The 24,071-nt window shown below is 72.1% G+C and carries 29 protein-coding genes and 1 pseudogene; 20 read left to right on the forward strand and 10 right to left on the reverse strand.

Translation table 11 applies throughout. The features are described 5' to 3' along the window. The 12 genes and pseudogenes from ACFWBW_RS21855 to ACFWBW_RS21910 form a co-directional block, all read left to right on the forward strand. Positions 1–639 (forward strand): annotated as a pseudogene (locus ACFWBW_RS21855) (hypothetical protein); the annotation flags it as partial. After that, positions 636–1,604, forward strand: a complete 969-nt coding sequence (locus tag ACFWBW_RS21860; protein WP_385374886.1) for an NADH-quinone oxidoreductase subunit H — start codon at positions 636–638, stop codon at positions 1,602–1,604. The pseudogene ACFWBW_RS21855 and the gene ACFWBW_RS21860, both read left to right, overlap by 4 nt. Then, complete coding sequence (locus ACFWBW_RS21865) at positions 1,605–2,189, forward strand: NADH-quinone oxidoreductase subunit I (protein ID WP_327254449.1); 585 nt, start codon at positions 1,605–1,607, stop codon at positions 2,187–2,189. Beyond that, entirely contained in the window at positions 2,186–2,788 is a 603-nt protein-coding gene (locus ACFWBW_RS21870; RefSeq protein WP_385374888.1) for an NADH-quinone oxidoreductase subunit J, read from the forward strand. The genes ACFWBW_RS21865 and ACFWBW_RS21870 overlap by 4 nt, the downstream gene beginning before the upstream one ends. Beyond that, complete coding sequence (gene nuoK, locus ACFWBW_RS21875) at positions 2,788–3,168, forward strand: NADH-quinone oxidoreductase subunit NuoK (protein WP_385374890.1); 381 nt, start codon at positions 2,788–2,790, stop codon at positions 3,166–3,168. The genes ACFWBW_RS21870 and nuoK overlap by 1 nt, the downstream gene beginning before the upstream one ends. After that, positions 3,165–5,192, forward strand: coding sequence for an NADH-quinone oxidoreductase subunit L (locus tag ACFWBW_RS21880; RefSeq protein WP_385374892.1), 2,028 nt, complete (start codon positions 3,165–3,167; stop codon positions 5,190–5,192). The genes nuoK and ACFWBW_RS21880 overlap by 4 nt, the downstream gene beginning before the upstream one ends. Before the next feature lie 38 nt (positions 5,193–5,230). After that, positions 5,231–6,799: a NuoM family protein gene (locus ACFWBW_RS21885; RefSeq protein WP_385375003.1), complete on the forward strand. Its 1,569-nt coding sequence runs from the start codon at positions 5,231–5,233 to the stop codon at positions 6,797–6,799. Beyond that, a complete protein-coding gene (locus ACFWBW_RS21890; protein ID WP_385374894.1) occupies positions 6,796–8,391 on the forward strand; it encodes an NADH-quinone oxidoreductase subunit N in 1,596 nt (531 codons plus the stop codon). The genes ACFWBW_RS21885 and ACFWBW_RS21890 overlap by 4 nt, the downstream gene beginning before the upstream one ends. A gap of 311 nt (positions 8,392–8,702) precedes the next feature. After that, entirely contained in the window at positions 8,703–9,566 is an 864-nt protein-coding gene (gene htpX / locus ACFWBW_RS21895; RefSeq protein ID WP_385374896.1) for a zinc metalloprotease HtpX, read from the forward strand. Next, complete coding sequence (locus ACFWBW_RS21900) at positions 9,563–9,955, forward strand: YccF domain-containing protein (protein ID WP_327305117.1); 393 nt, start codon at positions 9,563–9,565, stop codon at positions 9,953–9,955. Before htpX ends, ACFWBW_RS21900 begins: the two co-directional genes overlap by 4 nt. 102 nt (positions 9,956–10,057) lie before the next feature. After that, positions 10,058–11,077 carry a glycosyltransferase family 2 protein gene (locus ACFWBW_RS21905; protein WP_385374898.1) on the forward strand — a complete coding sequence of 340 codons (1,020 nt, stop codon included), beginning with the start codon at positions 10,058–10,060 and terminating at the stop codon, positions 11,075–11,077. Positions 11,078–11,146: 69 nt separating this feature from the next. Then, positions 11,147–11,692 (forward strand): SMI1/KNR4 family protein, encoded by a 546-nt coding sequence (locus ACFWBW_RS21910; RefSeq protein WP_385374900.1) that lies wholly within the window; start codon positions 11,147–11,149, stop codon positions 11,690–11,692. Here ACFWBW_RS21910 and ACFWBW_RS21915 read toward each other — a convergent pair. Together ACFWBW_RS21915 and ACFWBW_RS21920 are read right to left on the reverse strand one after the other, a co-directional pair. Then, positions 11,676–12,938 (reverse strand): APC family permease, encoded by a 1,263-nt coding sequence (locus ACFWBW_RS21915; RefSeq protein WP_385375005.1) that lies wholly within the window; start codon positions 12,936–12,938, stop codon positions 11,676–11,678. The two genes, ACFWBW_RS21910 and ACFWBW_RS21915, sit on opposite strands and share 17 nt — an antisense overlap. 27 nt (positions 12,939–12,965) lie before the next feature. Continuing rightward, positions 12,966–14,393, reverse strand: coding sequence for a SulP family inorganic anion transporter (locus tag ACFWBW_RS21920; RefSeq protein ID WP_385374902.1), 1,428 nt, complete (start codon positions 14,391–14,393; stop codon positions 12,966–12,968). A gap of 559 nt (positions 14,394–14,952) precedes the next feature. On the opposite strand from ACFWBW_RS21920, the gene ACFWBW_RS21925 reads away from it, so the two are divergent. From ACFWBW_RS21925 to ACFWBW_RS21945, 5 genes are read left to right on the forward strand one after another with little or no spacing between them, the layout of a single operon-like run. Beyond that, positions 14,953–15,228, forward strand: a complete 276-nt coding sequence (locus tag ACFWBW_RS21925) for a hypothetical protein (protein ID WP_385374905.1) — start codon at positions 14,953–14,955, stop codon at positions 15,226–15,228. After that, the gene (locus ACFWBW_RS21930; RefSeq protein WP_385374907.1) at positions 15,225–15,581 is read left to right on the forward strand and encodes a DUF6907 domain-containing protein; all 357 of its coding nucleotides are present in this window, start codon (positions 15,225–15,227) and stop codon (positions 15,579–15,581) included. Before ACFWBW_RS21925 ends, ACFWBW_RS21930 begins: the two co-directional genes overlap by 4 nt. Further along, positions 15,578–15,853: a hypothetical protein gene (locus tag ACFWBW_RS21935; protein ID WP_385374909.1), complete on the forward strand. Its 276-nt coding sequence runs from the start codon at positions 15,578–15,580 to the stop codon at positions 15,851–15,853. Before ACFWBW_RS21930 ends, ACFWBW_RS21935 begins: the two co-directional genes overlap by 4 nt. A gap of 2 nt (positions 15,854–15,855) precedes the next feature. Beyond that, positions 15,856–16,017, forward strand: coding sequence for a hypothetical protein (locus tag ACFWBW_RS21940; protein WP_385374911.1), 162 nt, complete (start codon positions 15,856–15,858; stop codon positions 16,015–16,017). 7 nt (positions 16,018–16,024) lie between these two features. Further along, positions 16,025–16,534, forward strand: a complete 510-nt coding sequence (locus tag ACFWBW_RS21945) for a hypothetical protein (protein ID WP_385374913.1) — start codon at positions 16,025–16,027, stop codon at positions 16,532–16,534. Positions 16,535–17,018: 484 nt separating this feature from the next. On the opposite strand, the gene ACFWBW_RS21950 is transcribed toward ACFWBW_RS21945, so the two are convergent. From ACFWBW_RS21950 to ACFWBW_RS21960, 3 genes are all read right to left on the reverse strand, one after another. Then, entirely contained in the window at positions 17,019–17,339 is a 321-nt protein-coding gene (locus ACFWBW_RS21950) for a hypothetical protein (RefSeq protein ID WP_385375007.1), read from the reverse strand. Next, entirely contained in the window at positions 17,336–17,800 is a 465-nt protein-coding gene (locus ACFWBW_RS21955) for a hypothetical protein (protein ID WP_385374915.1), read from the reverse strand. The genes ACFWBW_RS21950 and ACFWBW_RS21955 overlap by 4 nt, the downstream gene beginning before the upstream one ends. Positions 17,801–17,893: 93 nt before the next feature. Then, positions 17,894–18,190 carry a DUF6415 family natural product biosynthesis protein gene (locus ACFWBW_RS21960; protein WP_385374917.1) on the reverse strand — a complete coding sequence of 99 codons (297 nt, stop codon included), beginning with the start codon at positions 18,188–18,190 and terminating at the stop codon, positions 17,894–17,896. Between the two features lie 194 nt (positions 18,191–18,384). On the opposite strand from ACFWBW_RS21960, the gene ACFWBW_RS21965 reads away from it, so the two are divergent. From ACFWBW_RS21965 to ACFWBW_RS21975, 3 genes are read left to right on the forward strand one after another with little or no spacing between them, the layout of a single operon-like run. After that, positions 18,385–18,636 (forward strand): hypothetical protein, encoded by a 252-nt coding sequence (locus ACFWBW_RS21965; RefSeq protein WP_385374919.1) that lies wholly within the window; start codon positions 18,385–18,387, stop codon positions 18,634–18,636. After that, on the forward strand, positions 18,617–19,144 hold the full coding sequence (locus ACFWBW_RS21970) for a DUF6879 family protein (protein WP_385374921.1): 528 nt from the start codon (positions 18,617–18,619) through the stop codon (positions 19,142–19,144). Before ACFWBW_RS21965 ends, ACFWBW_RS21970 begins: the two co-directional genes overlap by 20 nt. A gap of 14 nt (positions 19,145–19,158) precedes the next feature. Further along, on the forward strand, positions 19,159–20,010 hold the full coding sequence (locus ACFWBW_RS21975; RefSeq protein WP_385374923.1) for a Scr1 family TA system antitoxin-like transcriptional regulator: 852 nt from the start codon (positions 19,159–19,161) through the stop codon (positions 20,008–20,010). A gap of 85 nt (positions 20,011–20,095) precedes the next feature. On the opposite strand, the gene ACFWBW_RS21980 is transcribed toward ACFWBW_RS21975, so the two are convergent. From ACFWBW_RS21980 to ACFWBW_RS22000, 5 genes are all read right to left on the reverse strand, one after another. Then, the gene (locus ACFWBW_RS21980) at positions 20,096–20,536 is read right to left on the reverse strand and encodes a hypothetical protein (RefSeq protein WP_385374924.1); all 441 of its coding nucleotides are present in this window, start codon (positions 20,534–20,536) and stop codon (positions 20,096–20,098) included. Next, positions 20,533–20,781: a hypothetical protein gene (locus ACFWBW_RS21985; protein WP_385374926.1), complete on the reverse strand. Its 249-nt coding sequence runs from the start codon at positions 20,779–20,781 to the stop codon at positions 20,533–20,535. Before ACFWBW_RS21985 ends, ACFWBW_RS21980 begins: the two co-directional genes overlap by 4 nt. A gap of 227 nt (positions 20,782–21,008) precedes the next feature. After that, entirely contained in the window at positions 21,009–21,353 is a 345-nt protein-coding gene (locus ACFWBW_RS21990; RefSeq protein WP_385374928.1) for a hypothetical protein, read from the reverse strand. A 147-nt stretch (positions 21,354–21,500) separates the two neighbouring features. Beyond that, complete coding sequence (locus ACFWBW_RS21995; RefSeq protein ID WP_385374930.1) at positions 21,501–21,956, reverse strand: hypothetical protein; 456 nt, start codon at positions 21,954–21,956, stop codon at positions 21,501–21,503. A gap of 111 nt (positions 21,957–22,067) precedes the next feature. After that, positions 22,068–24,071, reverse strand: a complete 2,004-nt coding sequence (locus ACFWBW_RS22000; protein ID WP_385375009.1) for an AAA family ATPase — start codon at positions 24,069–24,071, stop codon at positions 22,068–22,070.

Genomic DNA, 24,071 nt, shown 5'->3' on the forward strand with positions numbered 1-24,071 from the left:
GCCCGCACCCCGCGCACGGCGGCCGGCGCTGCCGGCGAAGCCACCCCGCCGACGCCGGCCGAAGCCCCGGCGAACCCGTCCGAAGCGCCCCCGGCCCGCCCGGTACGCCGCTCCCGCTCGGTCGCTGACGGCTCCGCGAGCCAGGCGGAACCCCCGGCCACGAGTGCAACCCCGCCCCCGGAGGCTTCGTCCGAAGCGGCCCCGGCCCGCCCGGTGCGCCGCTCCCGCTCGGTCGCTGACGGCTCCGCGAGCCAGGCCGCCGCAGCTCTGGCCGAGGCCGAGGGCACGCCCGCGGCGGAACCCCAGGCCCCGGCCCGCCCGGTACGCGGCAGCACGGACGCCCCCTGGCACAACCCGAAGCCCGCCTTCGACACCCCTGAGACGACCCCGGCGGCTCCGGCCGAACCGGCTACGCCCGGCGAACCGGCGGCTCCCGCCGCCCCAGCCGACCAGGCGGCCCCAGCCGACCAGGCAGCTCCGGCTGACCAGGCGGCCCCGGCCACCCCGGCGGGCTCCGGCGAGCCCGCGCCCGAGCCCGCGTCCGACTCCGAGCAGGAGCCCGGGTCCAAGTCCGCCCCCAAGGCGGACCCCTCGGACACGGACCCCACCCCCAACGACCCCACCGGAGGCGCCGCGTGAACGACGTCCTCGACGTCGCCCTGCGGCTGATCGTCGTCTTCGCCGTCTTCCTCGTGCTCCCGCTCGTCGTAGGGCAGATGGAGCACAAGGTGATGGCCCACATGCAGGGCCGGCTCGGCCCCATGTACGCCGGCGGCTTCCACGGCTGGGCCCAGCTCGTCGCCGACGGAGTCAAGTTCGCGCAGAAGGAAGACATCGTCCCGGCCAACGCCGACCGCCGCGTCTTCCAGATCGCCCCCGCCGTCGCGCTCCTCCCGTACCTCTTGGTGCTCCTCGCCATCCCCATCGGCCCCGGCGAGGGCGCCATCGGCCAGGTCATCGACGCCGGGATCTTCTTCGCGCTCGCCGTCATGGGCGTCGGAGTGCTCGGCTCGCTCATGGCCGGCTGGGCCTCCGCGAACAAGTTCTCCCTCCTCGGAGGCCTCCGCACCGCCGCCCAGCTGCTCGCCTACGAGCTCCCCATGCTGCTCGCGGCGGCCTCGGTCGCCATGGCCGCCGGAACGGTGTCGCTCCCCGGCATCGTCGGCGCCTTCGAGTGGTGGTGGCTGCCCTGGCAGATCGTCGGCGGGCTCGTCTTCTTCACCGCCGGCCTCGCCGAACTCCAGCGGCCCCCCTTCGACATGCCCGTCGCCGACTCCGAGATCATCTTCGGCGCGTACACCGAGTACACCGGCCTGCGCTTCGCGCTGTTCCTGCTCGCCGAGTACGCCGGCATCGTCGTCCTGTGCGCCCTGACCACCGTCCTCTTCCTGGGCGGCTGGCACGGCCCCTTCGGCGGCGAGGACTTCGGCTGGGTCTGGACCCTGCTCAAGATCGCCGCGCTGTCCTTCGTGGTGATCTGGCTCCGCGTGAGCTACCCCAGGCTGCGCGAGGACCAGCTCCAGAAGCTCGCCTGGACCGTACTCATCCCGCTCGCGCTCGCCCAGATCGCGCTCACCGGCATCGTGAAGGTGGCGATCCAGTAAATGCCCCCCATCCCCGGCTCCGGCCTCGCCAAGGGCCTGGCCGTCACGCTGCGCACGATGACGAAGCGCTCGCACACCGCCCAGTACCCCGAGGTGCAGCCCGAACTCCCCCCGCGCTCGCGCGGGGTCATCGGCCTGTTCGAGGAGAACTGCACGGTCTGCATGCTGTGCGCGCGCGAGTGCCCCGACTGGTGCATCTACATCGACTCCCACAAGGAGACGCTCCCCGCCGCCGCCCCCGGTGGCCGTGAGCGCAGCCGCAACGTCCTCGACCGCTTCGCCATCGACTTCTCCCTCTGCATGTACTGCGGCATCTGCATCGAGGTGTGCCCCTTCGACGCGCTGTTCTGGTCGCCGGAGTTCGAGTACGCCGAGACCGACATCCACGAACTGACCCACGAGCGCGACAAGCTGCGCGAGTGGATGTGGACCGTCCCGGCCCCGCCCGCCCTGGACCCGGCAGCCGAGGAGCCCAAGGAGATCGCGGCCGCCCGCAAGGCAGTGGAGAAGGCGGAGACCGCAGCCGCGGCAGCCGCCGCCGCTGCCGCGACGCTCGACACCCCGGCCCCGGAAGGAGACGCGTGATCACCGCAGCCGCCCAAGGCAACGGCTTCCTCTCCCCGAGCGGCGTCGAGATCGCCTTCGTCCTCGTCGGCCTCGCCACCCTCGGCGCGGCCGTCGTCACGGTCACCACCAAGCAGCTCGTGCACGCCGCCCTGTGGCTGGTCGTCGCGCTCGGCGGGGTCGCCGTCGAGTACCTGCTCCTGACCGCCGAGTTCATCGCCTGGGTCCAGGTACTGATCTACCTCGGTTCCGTGGTCGTCCTCCTCCTCTTCGGGCTGATGCTCACCAAGGCCCCCATCGGCCGCTCACCGGACGCAGACTCGGGCAACCGCCCGGTCGCGCTCGGCGTCGCCCTCGTCGCGGCCGCCGCGCTCGTCTGGGTGGTCGTCGACGCCTTCCGCACCACCTGGATCGACCTCGACGGACCCGCCCAGGGCTCCACCAAGGTCTCGGGAGAGATCCTCTTCCGGCACTGGGTGCTGCCGTTCGAGGCGCTGTCCGTCCTCCTCCTCGCGGCCCTGATCGGCGCCATCGTGCTGTCCCGCAAGGACACCCCCGACAGTGCGCCCCCGGCCGCGAACCCCGCCGCGCCCGCCACCGACAAGAAGGGGCAGCGCTGATGCACCTCGCCTACCCCGCCGTGCTGGCGGCTCTCCTCTTCTGCACGGGCCTGTACGGAGTGCTCGCCCGCCGCAACGCCATCCTGGTCCTGATGTCCGTCGAGCTGATGCTCAACGCCGTCAACCTCAACCTGGTGGCCTTCGACGTCTGGCTGCGCGACACCCTGCACGCCGGCCAGGCCCTCACCCTCTTCACCATCGCCATCGCCGCCGCCGAGATCGGCATCGGCCTCGCGATCGTGCTGATGGTGTACCGCAACCGGGGCACCGCGGACGTCGACCGACTGCGCGACACCGCCGAGGGCCACGAGCCGGACGGCTGGAACCCGGCCGGCGCGAACCCGGACAGCGCGAACCCTGCGACCGGAGCCGCCGCGTGAGCACCCCGACCCTCGCCGTACTGGTCCCCCTCCTGCCCTTCCTGGGCGCGCTGGCGGGACTGCTGCTCGGCCGCACCGCCCCAGGCTTCGTCAAGCCGCTCGCCGTCCTGCCGACGCTGGCCGCCGCCGTCCTCGCCGTCCTGGTCGCCTTCCGCCAGGGCGGCGGCAAGGCGATCGACACGGCGACCGAGCTGACCCCGACCGGCTCGGTGCCCATCGAGCTCTCGCTCCACCTGGACGGCTTCGCCGTCATGGTGGCCGTCCTCGTGGGCGTCGTCGCCACCTGCGTGCAGATCTACTCGACGGCGTACCTGCGCGAGGACCCGCGCTACCCCTCCTACGCCGCCCTGGTCTCGCTGTTCACCTCCGCCATGCTGCTCGTCGTCTACTCCGGCGACCTGATGGTGCTGCTGGTCGGCTGGGAGATCATGGGCATCTGCTCGTACTTCCTGGTCGGCCACTACTGGGAGACCGAGGCGGCCCGCTCCGCCTCCCTGAAGGCCTTCCTCGTCACCAAGCTGGGCGACGTCCCCTTCCTCATCGGTCTGTTCGCGCTCGCCACCGACGCCGGGTCCTTCCGGATCACCAAGATCCTGGGCACCGTCGCCGCGGGCGGGCTCGACCACCCGACGCTCATCGCGCTGCTCCTGCTGGCCGGAGTCGCGGGCAAGTCCGCGCAGTTCCCGCTGCACACCTGGCTTCCGGACGCCATGGCGGGCCCCACCCCGGTCTCCGCGCTGATCCACGCCGCGACGATGGTCGCCGCCGGTGTCTACTTCGTGGCCCGCCTCCTCCCCGTCTTCGCGGCCTCCCGTGCCGCACTGGTGGTCCTGGCCGTCATGGCGGCCGTAACGATGGTCGGCTCCGCCCTAGCCGCCTTGGCCCAGGACGACATCAAGCGGGTGCTCGCCTACTCCACGATCGGCCAGCTCGGCTACATGACCGGGGCCCTGGCCGTCGGCGACCGCGCGGCCGCCGTCTTCCACCTCCTGTCCCACGGCGCCTTCAAGGCGCTCCTGTTCCTCGGCGCCGGCGTGATCATCCACGCCGCGGGGACCAACTCCCTCGCCGCCATGTCCCGCATGGACGGCCTGGCCAAGCGCATCCCCGACGCCTTCTGGACGATGACGATCGCGCTGCTCGCGCTCGCCGCCTTCCCGCCCTTCGCCGGCTTCTTCTCCAAGGAAGCCGTCCTCGTCGCCGCCGAGCACACCGCCGGCGGCCACTCGGAGCTCGCCCCGAGCGCGGCCGGCTGGGTGGTCCTCGTCGCCGGCGTGCTGACCGCCCTGCTCACCGCCGCCTACGCCACCCGGCTGTGGCTGATGGCCTTCCGCGGCCGGGGCGCGGCCGCCCCCGACCACGGCAAGGAGCCCGTCGCCATGACCGGCGTGCTGTGGCTGCTGGCCGTCCCGTCCGTCGGCTTCGGCCTGCTGGCCGGCCCCCTCGCCGACTTCTTCGAAGGCCGCGAGCTCACCCCGTCGCTGACGACCTCGGTCCTCGGCACCGGCGCCGCCGCCGTCGGCGCGGTGCTCACCTACGCCCTGTGGCAGCGCGCCAAGGCCCAGACCGCCCTCGCCCCGGCCGGAGCCGGCCCCGCCAAGGTGCCCGCCACCGCCGCGGTGCCCGCGTCCGTCACAGCCGCCGAGTCCGCCGCGGAGACCCCCGAAGTCGCCGAGGTCACCCACGACCACCCCGTCGTCCCGGCCGGCCCCGCCCCCGACCCCGGCCGCGCGCTCCTCGGCCCGCTCCACCGGCACGCCGCCGTCGGCTTCCACCTCGACGCCGTCTACGACCGCCTCTTCGTCCGCCCCGTCCGGGCCGCCGCAGCCCTCGTACGCTTCCTCGACCGCGAGGTCGTGGACTCGTACGTCCGTGGCGCCGGCCTCGGCCCCCGGCTGCTCGGCGGCCTCGTACGCCGCGCCCAGACCGGCAACGTGCAGAGCTACCTGAGTGCCCTGCTCGCCGGCGCCGTGGTCCTGGCGATCGCCACCGCCGTCCTCGCCAACGTCAACGCCGGATCGTGAGCCGTGAGTCAGCCGTGATTGATATCAGCCCGTCCGTGATGCAGTTCCTTCTGGCGTTCGTCGTGGCCGGACCCCTCGTCGGCGCGGTCGCCGCCCTCCTGCCGGCCCCGCCCGGACTGAAGGGCAAGAGCCCCGAACAGGCCGTACTGCGCCACGGCGTGACCGTGACCGGTGCCATCCTCGCCGCGGCGATCGTCCTCGCCGTGGGCTTCGACCACGACGCCCCGTCCCGCTTCCAGGCGACGACGGACATCAGCTGGATCCAGGCGCTGAACGTCCGGATCCACCTCGGCATCGACGGCATCTCGCTCCCCCTCCTCCTGATGACCGCGCTGCTGTTCTTCCTCTGCGCGCTCTACAGCTACTTCAAGCTCCCCGCGGGCCCCTCCGCGAAGGCGTTCGTCGCCCTGCTCCTGGTCCTGGAGTCGGGCACCCTCGCCACCTTCGCCGTCCTCGACCTGCTGCTGTTCTTCCTCGCCTTCGAGATGGTCCTCATCCCGATGTACTTCCTCATCGCCCGCTGGGGCGGTGCTCAGCGGCAGGCAGCCGCCTGGAAGTTCATCCTCTACACCCTCCTCGGCTCCGTCGTCATGCTGCTCGGCCTGCTGCTGATCGGACTGAACAGCGGCACGTTCGACATGGTGGCACTCGCCTCTGACAACGGCCGCGAACTGTCCCACACCACCCAGGTCCTGGCCGTTCTGGCCATCGGGATCGGCCTCGCCGTGAAGACCCCGATGTGGCCGCTGCACAGCTGGCTGCCGGACGCCCACACCGCCGCCCCCACCGTCGGTTCCGTCCTCCTCGCGGGCGTCCTGCTGAAGATGGGCACCTACGGGTTCGTCCGGATCCTGCTGCCCGCCACCCCCGACGGCATGGCCACCTTCGCCCCGTACCTGGGCGCCTTCGCCGCCGTGGGCATCGTCTACGGATCCCTGGCCTGCCTCGCCCTCGCCCGCAAGGGCAACAAGGGCGACCTCAAGCGCCTCATCGCGTACTCCTCCGTCGGCCACATGGGCTTCGTGCTGCTCGGCATCGCGTCCATGACCCCCACCGGCGTCAACGGCGCGCTCTTCGCCAACGTCGCGCACGGCCTGATCACCGGCCTCCTCTTCTTCCTGGTCGGCGCCCTCAAGGACCGCTACGGCACGGCCGACCTCGACACCCTCGCCGGAGCCACCGGAGCGGCCCTCTACGGCCGCGCCCCCCGCTTCGGCGCCCTCCTCGCCTTCGCCGCCATCGCCTCGCTCGGCCTCCCCGGCCTGGCCGGCTTCTGGGGCGAGATGCTGGCCCTCTTCGGCGCGTTCGACCCCGCCGACGGCCTGTCCCGGCCCGCGTTCCTCACGTACATGTCCGTCGGCGCGTTCGGCACCCTGCTCACGGCCGCCTATCTTCTGATCGTCGTACGGCGGGTGTGCATGGGCGACCCGAAGGCCGCGCGCGAAAGCGCCGCCGCCCCCGTGGTCCTCGCGGACATCCAGCGCTACGAGTACGCCGCCTGGACCCCGCTCGTCGCCCTCACCCTCCTCGCCGGCCTGTGGCCCGCGGTCCTCCTCGGCCTCACCGACCCGGCCGTCCAGAAGCTCCTCGCCGGAGGGAACTCATGACGGTCCTCAGCCCCATCACCAGCACCGCCGTCGCCGCCGCCGGCGGCCCCAACATGGTCCAGTCCGTCGACTGGCTCGCCATCGCGCCCGTCGTCATCACCGCCGCCGTCGGCCTCCTCGTCCTGGTCGCCGACCTCTTCCTGCCGGAGCGCCGCAAGCCGCTGCTCGGCTGGATCTCCGTCGCCGGACTGGCAGCCGCGACTGCCACCCTGCTACCGCTGCGCGCCGGCGACCGCAGCACCTTCTGCCTCACCGGACCCGGTACGGCCGACCCCGGCGCGTGCAGCTACGCCGCCGACCACTTCGCGCTCGTCGTCCAGTTCCTCGTCCTGGGCGGCGCACTGGTCACCGCACTGCTGTCGGTCACGGCCGTCCGCGAGGCGCGCATGCCGGCCGGCGAGTACTGGTTCCTGCTGCTCTCCTCCGCAGCCGGCGCGGCCCTGCTGCCCGCCTCCCGCGACCTCGCCACCCTGATCGTGGCCCTCGAAGTCGCCTCGCTGCCCGCCTTCGCCCTCGTCGGCATGCGGCGCGGCGACCGGCTCTCCTCCGAGGCCGCCCTCAAGTTCTTCCTGTCCTCGGTCACCGCCACCGCCGTGTCCCTGATGGGCGTCAGCTTCGTCTACGCCGCCACCGGCTCCCTGCACCTCACCCAGGTCGCCGACCGGCTCGAAAGCGTCCCCGGGCAGCTCGACACCCTCGCCATGGCCGGCGTGGCGCTCACCCTGGTCGGCTTCGCCTTCAAGACGGCCGCCGTCCCCTTCCACTTCTGGGTCCCGGACACCTACGTCGGCGCCCCGCTGCCCGTCGCCGGATACCTGTCGGTCATCGGCAAGGCCGTCGGCTTCACCGGGCTCATCCTCGTCACCGTGATCGCCTTCCCCGCGTACTCCGACGTCTGGGGCCCGGCCCTCGCCGTCCTCGCCGCGCTCACCATGACCCTCGGCAACGCGGCGGCCCTGCGCCAGTCCGCCGACCGTCCCGGCGGCGCCGTACGGCTGCTCGCCTGGTCCTCCGTGGGCCAGGCCGGCTACCTGCTGGTCCCGATCGCGGCCGCCGCCTACGCCGGCCGCGACCAGATCGGCTCCACCGTCGCCTACGCCCTCATGTACGCCGCCGTGAACCTCGGCGCCTTCGCCGTGGCCGCCCTGGTGGCCCGTACGAAGCCCCTCCACCGGCTCTGCGACTACCGGGGCCTGTACGCCGAGAGCCCGCTCGCCGCCCTCGCGATGGCCTTCTTCCTGCTCTGCCTGGCCGGCCTGCCGCCGGGCATCATCGGCCTCTTCGCGAAGGTCACCGTCTTCCGCTCGGCGGTCGACGCGGGGCTGGGCTGGCTCGCCGTGGTCATGGCCGTCAACGTCGTGATCGCGCTGTACTACTACCTGCGCTGGACCGCCCTGCTCTTCCGCGCCCCCGACGGCGACGCGGCCCACGAGGGCGCCCAGGAGGGTGCCCAGAAGGGCGCGCAGCCCCGTACGGGGACCCCCTGGCCGGTCACGGCGGCCATCGTGCTCACCGCCGCCACCGCCCTGGTCCTCTCGGGCGCCCCGCAGCTCGTGCTGCGCTTCGCGACGGGCAGCCTCTTCCCGCTGTAGAGAGCTGCGCGGAGCGCTGCGGGGAAGCATGCCGAAGGGCGGCCGGAGCCCGTTCGGGCCCCCTCAGGGCCCCCTCAGGGCCCTGTCCGAGCCGTGGCCTGCACCGCGCCCGTAACCCGTACGGCCCAACCTCCACCGCGCCCGCCGCGGACCCGCCCCCCGGTCCACCGGGGCGGCGGGGCCTGGCGCGCCCGGGGAACCTGCCGCGCTCACCTCGCGTTGACCAGGAAGGAAGGGTCCACTGGACCGTAGGCCCTCCGATCTCCAGATCCTGGACGGGTCCCCCTGCCGCACCACTTGGAGGGCGCACCGTGCACCGCCGGCACAACGGGCTGAAGACCGCCGTACTCCTCGGTGGTCTGTCGGCCCTCATCATCCTCATCGGCAGCTTCTTCGGCCGGGGCGGCCTGATCGTCGCCGTCTTCGTGGCCCTCGGCACCAACGCGTACGCGTACTGGAACAGCGACAAGCTGGCTCTACGCGCGATGCGTGCCCGCCCCGTCAGCGAGTTCGAGGCCCCCGAGCTCTACCGCATGGTGCGCGAGCTCTCCACCTCCGCGCGCCAGCCCATGCCCCGGCTCTACATCTCCCCGACAGAGGCCCCCAACGCCTTCGCCACCGGCCGCAACCCGCGCAACGCCGCGGTCTGCTGCACCGAGGGCATCCTGCGGATCCTCGACGAGCGGGAGCTGCGCGGGGTCATCGGCCACGAGCTCAGCCACGTCTACAACCGCGACATCCTCATCTCGTCGGTCGCGGGCGCCCTCGCCTCCGTGATCATGTTCCTGGTCAACTTCGCCTGGCTGATCCCCATCGGCCGCTCCAACGACGACGAGGGCCCGGGGCTCTTCGGCATGCTGCTGATCATGATCCTGGGCCCGCTGGCGGCCTCCGTGATCCAGCTCGCCATCAGCCGCTCGCGCGAGTACGAGGCGGACGCCTCCGGGGCCCAGCTCACCGGGGATCCGCTCGCCCTGGCCAGCGCCCTGCGCAAGCTGGACGCAGGAACCAAGCAGCTCCCGCTGCCGGCCGAGCCGCGACTGGAGACCGCGAGCCACATGATGATCGCCAATCCCTTCCGTCCCGGCGAGGGATTGTCCAAGATGTTTTCCACGCACCCCCCGATGGCCGAGCGCATCGCCCGGCTCGAACAGATGGCAGGACGCAGCCGGTGAAGACCATCCTGAACGTCATTTGGCTCGTCCTCAGCGGAGTCTGGCTCTTCCTGGGCTACTGCCTGGCGGGTGTGATCCTCTGCATCACCATCATCGGAATCCCCTTCGGCATCGCCTCGTTCCGCATCGCCGTGTACGCCCTGTGGCCCTTCGGGTACACCGCCGTCGAGCGCCGTGACGCGGGCGCCGCGTCCTGCGTCGGGAACGTGCTGTGGCTGGTCCTCGCGGGCTGGTGGCTGGCCCTGGGCCACATCGTCACCGGCATCGCGCTGTGCCTCACGATCATCGGCATCCCGTTCGGCATCGCCAACTTCAAGATGGTCCCGCTGTCCCTGCTCCCGCTGGGCCGTGAGATCGTCCCCACGGATGCCCCGTTCGCCTCGCGCTGAGCAGCGACGAGCCCGGATCAGGTTTCTCCACTCGTATTAAAGTTCCGGGTTGCGGACGAGTGACGCGGACGAGCGGCACGCACGACGGGCAGGGAAGAACCGATGTCGACTGAGCCCTCCGAGCCCTCTGGGCCTTCCGAGTTCTCCGAGCCCTCCGAGCTCCCCACGACCCTCTCGGTGGTCGTGCCGATGTACAACGAGGAGGACGCGCTGCCGGCCCTGGTCGGCAGGCTGCGCCCGGCACTCGACGCCATGGCCGTCCGGTACGAGGTCGTCGCCGTCGACGACGGCAGCAAGGACCGCACCGCGGAACTGCTCACCGAGTTCCAGGCCAAATGGCCCGAGCTGCGGATCGTGCGGCTGCGCGGGAACTCCGGCCACCAGGCCGCCCTCACGGCGGGCCTGCACAGCGCCTCGGGCGCGTACGTGGCCAGCATCGACGCGGACCTCCAGGACCCGCCGGAGAAGATCCCTGAGATGCTCGACCTGGCCCGCGCTGACGGCCTCGACATCGTCTACGGGGTCCGGGCCGACCGCAGCACCGACACCGGGTTCAAGCGGCACACGGCCGGCGCGTACTACTGGCTGGTGCGCCGCCTCGTCGGCAAGCAGGTGCCCGCGCAGGCGGGCGACTTCCGGCTGCTGAGCCGCGCGGCCGTCGACGCGGTCAAGGCCATGCCCGACCAGCACCAGGTGTACCGCCTGCTCGTGCCCTGGCTCGGTTTCCCCAGCGGCCAGGTCACCTACCAGCGCGAGGAGCGGGTGGCGGGCGAGACCAAGTACCCGCTGAGCAAGATGCTCCGCCTCGGCGTCGACAGCGTCATCAACTTCTCCGCCGCCCCGCTGCGCCTGGCGACCTGGCTGGGGGTGGCCAGCTTCTTCGGCTGCCTGCTGATGGTGGGCGCCACCCTGGCGATCTACCTGGAGGGCAAGACCGTCCCCGGCTGGACCTCGCTGTTCATCGTGATGCTGTTCCTCGGCGGGGTGCAGCTGATCTGCGTCGGCCTGCTCGGCGAGTACATCGGCCGCATCTACACGGCGGTGCAGCGCCGGCCCACCTTCTTCGTCGGGTACGACTCGCACGCCGCCGCGGCGCGGGACACGGAACGCCAAGCGGACTGAGACCCCGCCGTCAGCGGCTGAAAATCCCAGGTCAGGGGGATTGTCAGTGGGGGGTGTCACTCTGTGTGCATGGATGACACCGAGCAGTTGCTGAAGCAAGTAGCCGGTCGTGCGCACAGCTCCCACCAGGGGCGGTACGGGACCACCGGCGCCCCGTCCGCGCCCCTTCCGGCGCCCCTGGCCACCGCGGAACTGCGCCTGGCCGAGGCCGCCCTGGGCTTCGCCCTGCCGCCCCTCCTCGCGGCCCTCCACACCCGGGTCGCGGACGGCGGCTTCGGCCCCGAGTACGGCCTGCTGTCCGTGGAGCGCGCCGTCGCCGAATACACCGCGATGCGCGCGTCGGCCTGGCGCTGGCCCGAGGGGGTCCTGCCCATAGCCGACTTCGGCTGCGGCCTGCGCGCCTGCGTGGACTGCCGCTCGGAAACCGCCCAAGTGCTGCTGTTCGAACCGAACTCGGGCGATCCGGCCCTCGCCTGGTTCCTCGAATCACCCGCACTCGCCGACTGGCTGCGCGGCTGGCTCGACGGCAGCGCCTGGTTCAGCGAGGAATCGGGCGCGGGGGAGGAGTGGGACCTGGAGCTGACCCCCTGGGCGGACTTCAGAGCCCGGGTGTGAGCCGCCGGCGCACGCCGTAGGCCAGCGCGCCCAGCGCCAGCACCGAAGCCCCGGCGATCGTCGACGCGGCGGGCAGCGCGCAGGCCAGCACCACGCAGCCGGACAGCCCCACCGCTGCCACGGCCCGGTCCTTGACACCTGAATCGAGAGTCCACGCGGAGGCGTTCGCGATCGCGTAATAGGCGAGCACGCCGAAGGAGGAGAAGCCGATCGCGCCCCGCAGATCGGTGGTGGCCGCGAGCACCGCCACCACCGCGCCCACCGCCAGCTCGGCGTGGTGCGGCACCTGATGCCGGGGATGTACGGCGGCCAGCGCGCGCGGCAGGTGGCCGTCCCGGGCCATCGCCAGGGTGGTCCGCGACACCCCGAGTACGAGTGCCAGCAGCGAGCCCAGCGCCGCCAGGGCCGCGCCCACCCGGACGACGGGAGTCAGTCCGGGCCAGCCGGCCGCGCGCACGGCATCGGCCAGCGGAGCCGCCGACCGCCCCAGCCCGTCGGCTCCGAGCACCGACAGCGCCGCCACCGAGACCGCGGCGTACACGAGCAGGGCGATCCCCAGGGCGAGGGGCACCGCTCGCGGGATCGTGCGCTCCGGGTCACGCACCTCCTCGCCCAGGGTGGTGATCCGGGCGTAGCCCGCGAAGGCGAAGAACAGCAGCCCGGCGCCCTGGAGCAGCCCGGCGGCGGCCCAGTCCGAACCGTCGAGACGGCCGGCGTCGGCCTCGCCGGAGGACAGGCACGCCACGACGACCCCGGCCAGGACGGCCAGCACCACCGCCACGATCACCCGGGCGATCCGGGCGGACTTCTGCACCCCGCCGTAGCTCGCGGCGGTCAGTGCCACCACCGCGGCCACGGCCACCGCGTGCTGCTGCCCGGGCCACGCGTAGGCCCCGACCGTGAGGGCCATCGCCGCACAGGAGGCCGTCTTGCCGACGACGAAGCCCCAGCCGGCCAGATATCCCCAGAAGGGCCCGAGCCGTTCGCGCCCGTACACGTAGGTGCCGCCCGAGGAGGGATACCGGGCGGCCAGCCGTGCCGACGAGTGCGCGTTGCAGTAGGCCACCAGGGCGGCGACCGCGAGCGCCGCGAGGAGCGCCCCGCCCGCAGCCCGGGCCGCCGGGGCCAGTGCGGCGAAGATCCCGGCGCCGATCATCGCCCCGAGCCCGACGACGACAGCGTCGAAGACACCCAGGGTGCGCTTCATCTCGGTCGGCATGGCGCTGGCGCTGGAGCTGGAGTTCATGGCGGTCACGGCCGGAGGGTACCCGGGCTAGGTGACGCCTTCCCTGCCGGGGACGGGCGTGCGGCTGCGCTCCCAGCCGTCCAGCGCGGTCAGGCAGGCGTGGTCGAGGTGGCGCAGCCCGCTCAGGTCGAGGCGGACGGCACCGCCGCGGGGGAGCGCGTCCAGCTCGTCGAGCAGTTTGGGCAGCCGCAGGAAGCTGGCGTTCCCCAGGATCCGCACGCGCAGTTCGTCGCCCTCCCACACCGGCTCGAGGTGGACGTGGGAGGTCTCCCAGGCCGCCTTGGCGACGGCGAGCCCCAGCCCGGCGAGCACCCCCTCGAAGAGGTTCGTGGCCACGATCGCCGAGGCCGTCGCCACCAGGACGACCGCCTCGCCCCGGTGCGACCGCCACAGGGCGGCCACCGCCCGCACCGGCAGCAGCTTCCAGCCGGCGTGCAGCAGCACCCCGGCGAGCGCGGCGAGCGGGACGGACTCCAGCAGTCCGGGGACGGCCACGGCGAACAGCAGCAGCCAGCCGCCGTGCAGGATCCGCGAGGCCCGAGTGCGGGCGCCGGCCTCGACGTTGGCGGCGCTGCGGACGATGACGGCGGTCATCGGCAGAGCCCCGAGCACCCCACAGAGGGTGTTGCCGACGCCCTGGGCGACCAGTTCGCGGTCGTAGTCGGTCCGGTCCCCGTCGTGCATGCGGTCCACGGCAGCGGCGCTGAACAGCGTCTCGGCGGAGGCGATCAGCGCGAGCGCCACCACGGTCCCCACGGCCCCCACGGAGGCCAGCACTCCGAAGTCCTCCCAGTCGGGCGGGGTCACGGCCGACAGGACGCCCGTGACCCGGACCCGCTCCACGGGCAGCCGCAGCAGTACGGCCACGGCGGTCGCGGCCGCGACCCCGACGAGCGCCCCCGGTACGAGCCGCAGCCGGTCGGGCAGCCGCCGCCAGACCGCCAGGACCGCGACGGTCCCGGCCCCGAGTGCCACGGCGGTCCAGTCGGCGCGCCCGCCGAGCTCCAGGACGCCGGCCAGCTTCTCCAAGGTCCGCGCCGGGGCCTGCGCATCGGCCAGCGCGTACAGCTGACCGGCGATCAGCACGAGCCCGATGCCGGCCAGCATCCCGTGCACGACGGCCACGGAGATCGCCCGGAACCACCGCCCGAGCCGCAGCACGCCCATGCCCAGCTGCACCAGGCCGGCGGCCAGGACGAGTACGCCGAGTGCGGGCAGCCCGTAGGCCCGTACGGCCTCGTAGACGAGCACGGTGAGCCCGGCGGCCGGGCCGCTCACCTGGAGGGAACTGCCCCGGAACCAGCCGGTGACCAGCCCGCCCACCACCCCGGTGAGGATCCCGAGTTCGGCCGGCACCCCGGAGGCGACGGCCACTCCGACGCAGAGCGGTAGCGCGACCAGGGCGACCACCACGGACGCCCCGAAGTCTTCACGTAACGTGCCGGCCCCAGGCATGCGGGAACCCCCTGTCGAGGCGGTGACGGACACCCCTCACCCTGGTGGGCGCACTCCCCGCCGCCCAAGTGCACACGGAGGACGCCACGGGCGCGTACGCCGCTCACGCCCGGCACACACCCACCGAGCGCCGGTCCCGCGACACCGGCCGCAAAACCGCCCGAGACGCCGCCCGCGGTCGCCCCCGCGGAGGCACCTGCCGCACGCGCCCCCCGCCGCAACGACCGCGGCCCGGCGGTCCTCGAAGGACCGCCGGGCCGGCGTGCGGGCTGAGCCGAGGCCCAAGCCGGTGATCAGCGGTAGTTCACGTACTTACTGCTCGCGTCTCTGACCTGCACTCGACCTCGGAAAGGGGGTCTGACGTGCAGAAACCACTGTCAGTAGTTGTCATCGTTTCTCAGCGTTATCCGTCACGTTGTGCCCTCGATGTGCCCTCTCGGGCACGGGACCCACCGGGGCGCCGCCTCTCCACAGCCTGTGGAGCACGACGGCGCCGCCCGGTGGTTGCACACCGAACGGCGCCTTGATCCGACACCCCTCGTATCAGGGAGCCAGACCCATGCCAGAACGTACACGCCTGCCCGACGCGGACACCCGCGCCCTGCTCCAGCAGATCGCCGCCCGGTTGATCGCCGAGCGCCCGCAGCACCCGATGCGGGAGAGCATCCGTACCGCGCTCGTCATCACCTTCGCCGCCCGCCGGCACGGCTACGGCACCGCCCGCGCCGAGCACGCCGAGGAGCAGCTCCTCGCCTTCGCGCCGGCCGTCGAGGTGGGCACCACCCGCAAGCAGTACGCCGCCGAGCTCCGCCAGGCCGCCGGCGGTGACCAGTGACTGGCGTCCGCACCGTCACGGTGCCCACCCTCGACGGCGGACCGGTCACCATGCCCGAGCCGTCATGGTGCGCTGGCCACCCGAACGACCCCACCGGCTACCGGGTAGACCTGCACCACTCGGCGCCGGTACCCGTGCCCGAGGGGCTCATCGGCGTGGACGCCGAGCTCGTCGAGTTCCCTTTCGGCCGGCGCCCCGTGCCGCTCAGCGTCTATGTCGAGCTCGTCGCGCCCGGCGCGACGCTGGACCCGGACGGCCTGCGGGAGTTCGCCGCGGGCCTGGCCGCGCGGGCGGCGCTGCTCGTCGAGTTCGCCGACCGGCTGGCCACGCTCCGCGCCGGGGGTGCCTGGTGACTACACCGCCGAAGGCCGGCAAGCGCATGTCCGTCCGCGTGGACGACACCCTGTCCGACGACCTCGCGATCGTCATGCGGACCGGTATGACGGCGTCGGACGCGGTCCGCTTCGCGGTGGCGTTCCTGGCGCACGGGTACGCGTGGGTGTGGGAGTCCGGGCTCTACCCGGACGGCGTCCCACCTCAGCGTATGGCGGTCCGGGTGCCCCCGTATGACGGCGACCCGACGGCCCCGGCCACGCGTATGACGGACAGCCCCGGAGCGGCGTAGCCGTGCTCCTCGCCGTGTTCTTCGCCGCGGCGACGGCGGTCGGGTTCGTGGGGCTCACCCTCACGGACCCGACCCGCGCCCGCGGCCCCTACGCGCTACCCGCTCTCGGGACGTGCGCGTTCATCCTGCTGCTCGCCGCGCTCGGCGCGGCCCTCCTCCACTGAGGACCCCATGAACATCGTCACCATCGGCGGCGTCACCGTCGGCCTCGGCATCCTCGTCCACTACGTGACCGGGTGGTGGCCCGGCACGAAGCCCCTCCGCAAGGACCCGGTGAAGCACGCCGCCGCGCTTCTGCCGTTCCTCGTCTCGTGGGCCTACGGCGTGCTGACCATCCTCGGCGTCGGCGGCCTCATCGGATGGATCGCCGACACCACCTTGTGGATCTCTAATTGGCTCGGTGACGTCGCCCTCGTCTGGGGCGTCGGGGGCCAGGCTGGCCAGAACATCGCCCGGGTCACCTACCTGCCGCTCACGCAGACGGGGGGCGCCCTGGTGCTCATCTTCACCGTCGGCCTGGTGGCCGCGGTCAAGAAGTCGAAGCACGGGGCGGACATCAAGCGCGGCGCCTGGTGCGGGATCTGCCTCGGCACCTCGGCCGGAGTCGCCGGGTTCGCCGCGGTCCCGCTCGCCCAGGCCGTGAACTGGCTGGGCGGCACGGTCTACGGGGCCCTCGCGTGAGTGCACCCGACGAGGAGGAGCCGGAGCCGAGCCGCACGGCCGGCGGGTGTGTCCTCACCGTCGCCGCCGGGGTGCCCCTGGCGGCCGTGTTCGCGGTGTCCCCCGACGCGGGAGTGCTCACCGTGTGGGGCCTGGTGGTCGCGGGGTGCGGCTGGCAGTACCGACGCGGGCTGTCCGATTCGTCTGCCACTCCCCCACCGCTTCCGGATCCCCCTCTCCGAGACGAGTACGCAGGTCAGATTGTGCGCGTCGATCGGGTGGAGCGGGGCCCGGAAGGGGTTATGTGCACGGTCCACGTGGTTCGGGAGGAGGTGAACCACTCATGATCCGTGCCCTGTTGAGCCTCCTCGGCGCCGAGTACTGCGTGCCCTGCGGCTGGTGGTCCAAGCCCTACTGCGGGCACTGACCCGCCGTTCTGCAACTAGGTGCACAAGGGCCCCCGATGCGTGTGGATCGCATCGGGGGCCCAGTCATGGGGGCTGCCCTACACGGGCGGGCGGCCGGGAGTCGGGGTGGGCGGCGGCGACGGCAGCGGCGGACCGGGGTCCGGCGGCGTCTGCGGGCTTCCGGAGCCGTGCCTACCCATCTCCAGGGTCATCTTCAGTTTCCTTCCGTTGAGCTTGTAGATGCCGTACGGGGGGAACAGATCGACGCGGGCCAGGTAGCCAGCCTCCGCGCACGGGATGCACAGCAGATCGCGACCGTGAGCGTGCGCGGCGGTACGGGCCGCTTGGACCGGCCCCCGCCAACAGGCCTCGCACGTGGTGACGTCCGTGGCGGACGTGTCGAACTCCACGGTGATCACGTCCACATCTCCGGCTCCTCGGAAAGGCCGGCCCGGCGGATCGCGGCGACCGTCCGCTCGAGCCAGCCGAGCGCGATCGGCGCGGAGCCCGCCACGGTCGGGTAGTGGTGCACGAACACGCCGAGCCGGGCGCCCACGGCGTAGTAGGCCTCGGTGTTCTCGAGGAGCGCGTGGACGCCCTTGTCGACGATCTCGGAGGGCACGAGACGCTCGTCGCTCTCGGCCGCCGCGATGTAGAACTTGAGCGTCTCCACGATGACCTGCTCGGCATACACCCAGCCGAAGTCCGGCTCGTTGCGGGCGAGCGTCGCGGTGACCGTCATGAACTCGTCGGCGTCGAGAAGGGCGCGGGCGTTGCGTTCACCGGGCGCAGCGGTGAGCACGCTGCCGATGACAGCGGGCGTCGGAGGGGCTTCGCCCTTGCCGGCGCTGCACGGCGGGGGCGGGGCGGGGCTGGACATAGCGGTCTCCTTCGATGAGGGAGTGCAGGGTCAGCGGACGGCGATGTTGAGCAGGGGGCAGGCGTGGCTACAGGGACCGTCGGGCCGGCCCGTTCACTGCTCGGCCAGGAAGCGGTGGAAGTTCCGTACGGTGCGGGCCAGCGCGCGGGCGTGGTTCCAGTTACCCAGGGGGCTGTCGGTCGGGCCTTCGACGGTGAGCATGCGCCAGTCGCCCCGCGCCGCGGCCGTCGTCTCGTCGCGCGGAACGTCGTCGAGGAGGGACTCGCCGTAGCGCAGCAGGTCATCCACGAGCGAGGCGATCGTGACCTCGTCCGGCTTGTCGTTGTACGGAACGAGGGCCCTCGATACGAGGGCCTTGCCCGTATCCAGATCGGCGCGCGTGCTGGTCATGCCGGTGCTCCCTAGCGTCGTCAGCGGGTGGTCCTCAGAGCCTGACGAGGGGCCGTACGCGGCGGCCACGAATGTGCACCGATGTTCACGCAGAGACCCGATTCGGACGACCTTGCGGACGTCCTCTTGACCGCTCAACCTGCGGCCATAACTGTGGTGTTCATCCGTGCACAACCCGAGCAACGGAGGACACCATGGCGCTACGTTTCGTGGGCATCGACCCGAGCAGCAGCGACGGCGAGAGCCCTACCGTGTGGGTCGACGAGGAGCACCAGGAGCTCGTCTTCCAGGGCTGGCTTCCCAGCCCCGAGCTGGAGGCGGAGTGCGCGGCCCTGGAGCTGCCCGGCCACGGGGCCGGCATCCCGAAGGGAGAGGCCGTGGTGCGGATCCCCGCACGCATGGCGCACATGATCAGGGAGGCCTGCGATGCCCTTGAACGTCCCTAGCTGGCCCGACCTCCTCGGCGCCGCCGAGCACTCGGTCGTCCACCTGGAGACCCGCGATGCCTACGCGGTCGACTACGAGACCGGCCCGTTCGCGGACTGGCGCGCCGGACACCGCCACGACCCTGCCGACCAGGCAGCGTGGTGGCGGCCCTGGCTCGACCTCATCGGCTCCACCGTCGCCCGCGGGGTCACCGTGCGCCGGGCCCGCATCGTCTCCGAGCCGGTCAGCGAGTATACCCGCTTCCTGTACGACGGGACGTTCACGAACGTCGCCGCCGGCGAGGACGTTCGCTGGCTTCCCCGACGTCAGGCGAGCGACATCGCGCTCCCGGGCAACGACTTCTGGCTCATCGACGGGCGCCTCATCCGCTGGAATCACTTCTCCGGCGAAGGGGTGTCTGCCGGCGGCGAGATGAGCGAGGACCCGGCCGCGGCGAAGCTCTGCGCGGACGCCTTCGAGGCCGTATGGGCCAGGGCGACCCCGCACTCCAGCTTCGAGATCAGGTAGGCGGAGCCCAGCTCATGTCCGTGTCCCCGTCATCCGCGGCTCAGGCCGCACGCCGCAGCGTGGCCGATCGGTTGCGTGAGCTACGTGCGGAAGCGGGACTCAGCGGCGGCGAGCTGGGCGACCGCTGCGGCTGGACGCATTCCAAGTCCTCGCGCATCGACAACGCCCGTACGCCTCCCACCCCGGACGACATCCGCCGGTGGTGCGAGGCGTGCGGCGCGGTCGGCCAGGCCCGCGACATCATCGCGCAGTCGCAGAACGCCGAGTCCCTGTACACGGAGTGGCGCCGCCGGTCCCGGAGCGGCCTGAAGCAGCTGCAGCACAGCTACGTGCCCCTGTTCCGTTCCACGCGGCTGTTCCGTGTGTACTCCGCCACGCTCCTGCCGCACTTCGTCCAGACCGAGGGCTACGCCGTCGGCCTGCTCACGGCGATCAGCGAGTTCCGGGAGATCCCCAACGACGTAGCCGAGGCAGTCGCCGCCCGCATGCAGCGGAACCTGATTCTGCGCGAGCCCGGCCGCCGGTACGTCCTCCTCGTCGAGGAGGGCGCACTACGTCACCAACTGGCGGCCGCCGACGCTATGGCCGCTCAGCTCGGCTACCTGATGACCGTGGGGGCGATGCCGTCCGTGAGCCTAGGCATCATCCCCATGGCCACCCGCGAGCGCTCCCAGTGGCCGCTGGAGACGTTCCACATGTACGACGACACCCTCGTGTCGGTGGAGCTCCTCTCGGCCCGCGTCACGGTCACGCAGCCGAGCGAGATTGCCCTCTACGAGAAGGCGTTCGCGGCGCTCCAGCAGATGGCCGTGTACGGCGCTGATGCCCGCGCACTGATCATGGAAGCCGTGGCCGCGCTGCGTTGACCGGCACGCACCTGATTTCTCAGGGCCGTGTAGCACGGAAGTGCCCGGCCCCCGGTGCGGTAGGGGCCGGGCACGGGCGCAGCCGTCAGGCGGCTGCTGGTCCGGGCGGGTTGTCGCGGCTCAACTGGGCCAGCCGTCGGGGATCCGCTGAACAGTCCTCCGCGTGGTGCATCGCGTAGCGCTCGGGGCCGATGCCCTCCATCGAGGCACCGGACAGGCAGTGGCCATCGGGGGTCACCCCTTCCTGCTCGGGCGTCACGTACAGCAGCGCCACCGTCTTGCGCTGGCCGTTGAACTCCGGCCGCGCGGTGCAGCGCTCGAAGGCCTCGCCGCCCCTCCGCCACCCGGCGACACGCGCCCCGTACAGCTCGCCGGGGATGAAGACGTTCCGGTCCCTCCGGTACGCCAGTGCCGCGGCGTTGGCCGCGGCCCGGCAGGCGGACGTCCGCGCGTCCTGCCACTCGGTGCACTCCTGCACGTGGGCCCGCCAGGCCTCCGCGGCGTCCACCTCGACGGGCGCCATCACGCGGCCCGCCGACGCAGGAGCTCCACTTGCCGCTGCCGCGCCCCCGTCTCGGCCCGCCGGCGCAGCACCGCGGCCGCCTGGCGGCCGGTCAGCCGCTTCGCCCCCGGCGCTCCCTGCCGCTCGCGGTAGCGGCGCACCGCCACCTCCAGGTTTCCGGCCTCGGCCAGCGCCCGGACCTCGTCGAGGTCCATGCCCGCCCCTGCGGCCAGGGTCATGAAGGGGTGACTGCCCATCTCTACGCTCATCGTTCGCTCCTCTGTTGGTGTGCTCGGCGGCGGCTTCACCGGCGCCTCGCTCGGGGGTGCTGCACTGAGGGCCGCACGACGGTCCCTCCGGCACTGCTGGCACGTGCGCTCTCCGGCCGGCAGAGACTTCGTTGCGGTCCAGATCAAGCGCCCGCAGGTACCCGCGCACGGGGTGTCCGGCTTCCTCGGCATGAGGCCTCCTTCAAAATCAACCGGCCCGGTGTCGTTCACTCGGGCACCGCCAAGTGCTTCATCCACTCCTCCTCGTCGCCGTCGAGCAGCACCTCCATCAGCTCCCGCAGCGCGCGAACCGCAGCCACGCCAGCGGTGCCGCCGGCCTCCGCCGTGCGAGCCAGGTTCAGCGCCATCTCCCGCTCGACGTCCGCGTTGCCGATGTCCGCGTACGCCGCGCGCACCACCCCGACGAGGGGCCCGTCCGCGACCGGCCCGGCGCCGTCGAGGTGGGCTCGGATCGCCGCCACCGCGAACGCGGACATCGAGGTCCGGTGCTCCTTCGCGACGCCCTCCAACTGGTCGCGCAACTCCTGAGGGACCCGCAGAGAGAGCGTCATCGTGGCCGCCATCACGGGGCCTCCAATCGGTCGGTGTGACATCTGAATCCGCCGGATGCAAATTCCAGAAAGCTTGGGCGTGGGCTGGGACAAGATCAATCCCAAAAAATCGGGGGCTTCCTCGCGCGCGAAGAGCGGGGAACCGGATCACGGCCACTGGGCAAGGCCTTCCTTGCGAAGGTCTGCGGCCGCGGTCGGGTCGACGAGGGCGAGCGCGTCGGCGAAGAGCACGGGCCACCACGTCGGGCCGCCGGGGGTGGTGAGGACGAACACGTCCTCGCGCTGGGCTCCTTCGGGCTGGCGGTCGATGGCTGCCATCACGTTGCGGTAGGGCACGGTCTTGGCGACGACGATGACCGCGGCCACGTCGAGGATGCGGCCGGCGAGGCGGACGGCGCCGGGGCGTTCGGTGCGGAGGACGGTGGGGCTGCCGTTGTCGACGTAGGCCATCCAGCTGGGGATGTCCTCCAGGTTCTGCATGAGGCGGCCGAGGGTGTCGGGCGGGCTGGTGATCAGGTAGTGGTCCTGTGCGTCGAGGTGCGCTGCGATGCGCTCCAGTGCGTCGGGCCGGGGGATGAGTTCGTGGGTGCTGCTGATGTTCATGAGGGGCTCCAGACGGGTTTTGTCTCGCATCTCGTCTCACGTCTCACCCTTAAGGGGGGTGAGACGAGACGAGACTTCTCGCGAGTGGTTGAGACGCGTGAGACTTTCGGGCTACGGCGACTCCCTCGCCGCTGCGGGAAGGGCGTAGATCGGCCGCTTCTCGGTGCCGATATTTCGGAGCGATCCCCTGTTGACCAGGGAGTTCAGCGCGCGGTACACCGAGGCCTTCGGTACGTCGGTCACGGCCATGAGGTTGGTCGCGGTCGCGCTCGTTGTCTCAAACGAGTCCCGCATGGCGGCGAGGATGACCTCTTCGTTCTTGGTCATCTCGTCGCCGCTGGGCGTCATGCTGCGGGCGGCGAGAACGACGGACTGTCCGACCGGCGTGAGGCGCAGCCACACCGTCTCGAAGGCGTCTTCATCCTTCTGCTTGTCGCTGTGGACCTCGACGTACTCCCCATCCTTGGTGACCTTGATGACGCTGGTGGCGGCGCCCTCGAAGGCGCTGGCGCCGCGCATGTCGAGGCCGTTCTTGCCGGAGTGGTGGACCATCAGCACGCACGCGCCGCAGGCCTGCCGGATCTGATCCGCGGCGTCCACGACCTTGGACATCTCGCCGTTGCTGTTCTCGTCCGCGCCCACGGTCACGCGGGCCTGCGTGTCGATGATGACCAGGGCCGGGGCCATCTCCTTGATGAGGGCGACGAGGGCCTGGCGGTCGATGCCGTTGAGTAGCTGCACGGCCATCGGCAGGAAGGTGACGTTCTGCATGGTCACGCGGAAGGCTTCCTCCCATGCCCTGACGCGCTTCCTGATGCCTGAGGCGCCCTCGGCGACGAGGTAGAGCACGGGGCCCGTCGAGACGCTCCGGTACTGCCAGGGCAAGCCGCTGCCGATGCAGCCAGCCCAGTCGAGGGCGACGAACGACTTAGCCGAGCCGGGCTTGCCGTACAGCCAGGCGAGGGAGTCCATGTAGAGGACGCCGTCGATGAGCGGTACGGGGTCCGCGATGCCGTCGAGGCCGGCCGAGTCGACGAGCGCGGCCCGTAGCTCGGCGAGGCGGGCCTGCATGGGGTTCTCGCTCGGTTCCTCCGGCCGCGCGCGCTCGACCGGGCTGGCGGGTGCCACGGGCTCGGTACGGGGCTCGGGCACGACCAGCCCAGAGAAGTCGTTGCGGGTGTCCGCACGGGCGACGGGCGGCCACGGGTGCCGGGGCTGTGCCATGCCGGCGCGGAGCCCTGACTCGATGGTGGCGAGCGCGCGGCCCTCGGGGTGGTTGCCCGCGCGGGCGGCCGAGAGGAGCGTCTCGCGTGCCTCGCCCTCGCTGAGCGCTCCGGCGCCCACCAGCGTGCCGAGGCTGAACGCGGCCGTGTTGATCGCGGTGTTCTGCTCGCCGTTGGCCGCACGGGTGATCGCGTCGCACTCCGCCTGCACGACCTTGCGGGTGTACGCGTCGTGCCGGTCGCTCGGGATGACGATGTTCGTCGCGGGCCCGGCCGGGACGGAGGCGCGGGCCTGGAGGGCTTCGAGGAGCCAGGCCGGCGCCATGACGGGGGGCTGTTCGTGGTCCTCCAGCGTGTAGACGACGCCGGTCGCGTGGACGGAGCCGAGGCCGATGACGTACGCGTTCCCGGCGCGCACGTCCCCGTCGAACTTGCCCTTCAAGGCGCCGAGCCCGTTGCCGAGCTTGGCCTCGGCCGGGGCCCAGTAGTAGTCATGGTGGCCCTTCGCGGTGTGCACGCGCATGGTGGGCGCGTGCACGTGGCCGAGCGCGCCGGCGGTGTCCTCCAGGGCGCGGGGCCTGTCACTGTCCATGACGAGGAGCTGCTCGCCGTTCGGGCCGGCGCAGCCGCCTACGTAGACGCCGACGTTGCGCGGCGCGCCGCTGAACAGCCGCCGCACATGCTGCTCGTCGCGACGTGTGGCCCGGGTGAACGGCTCTGCGGGGTGCTTGCCGCGGTCGGTGCAGGTGTCCGGGTCGTGGCCCTGGCCGATGCCCGCGCAGCGCTCCGCGCCGGGGTGGTCCGCGGCGAACACCACGAACTCGCGCTCGGCGAGCCACAGCGCCCCGGCGAGGGGAGTCTCGACCGAGGCGCGGGGCTCGGTGGCGTTCAT

The organism is Streptomyces sp. NPDC059957 (assembly GCF_042730015.1).
GTDB lineage: Bacteria > Actinomycetota > Actinomycetes > Streptomycetales > Streptomycetaceae > Streptomyces.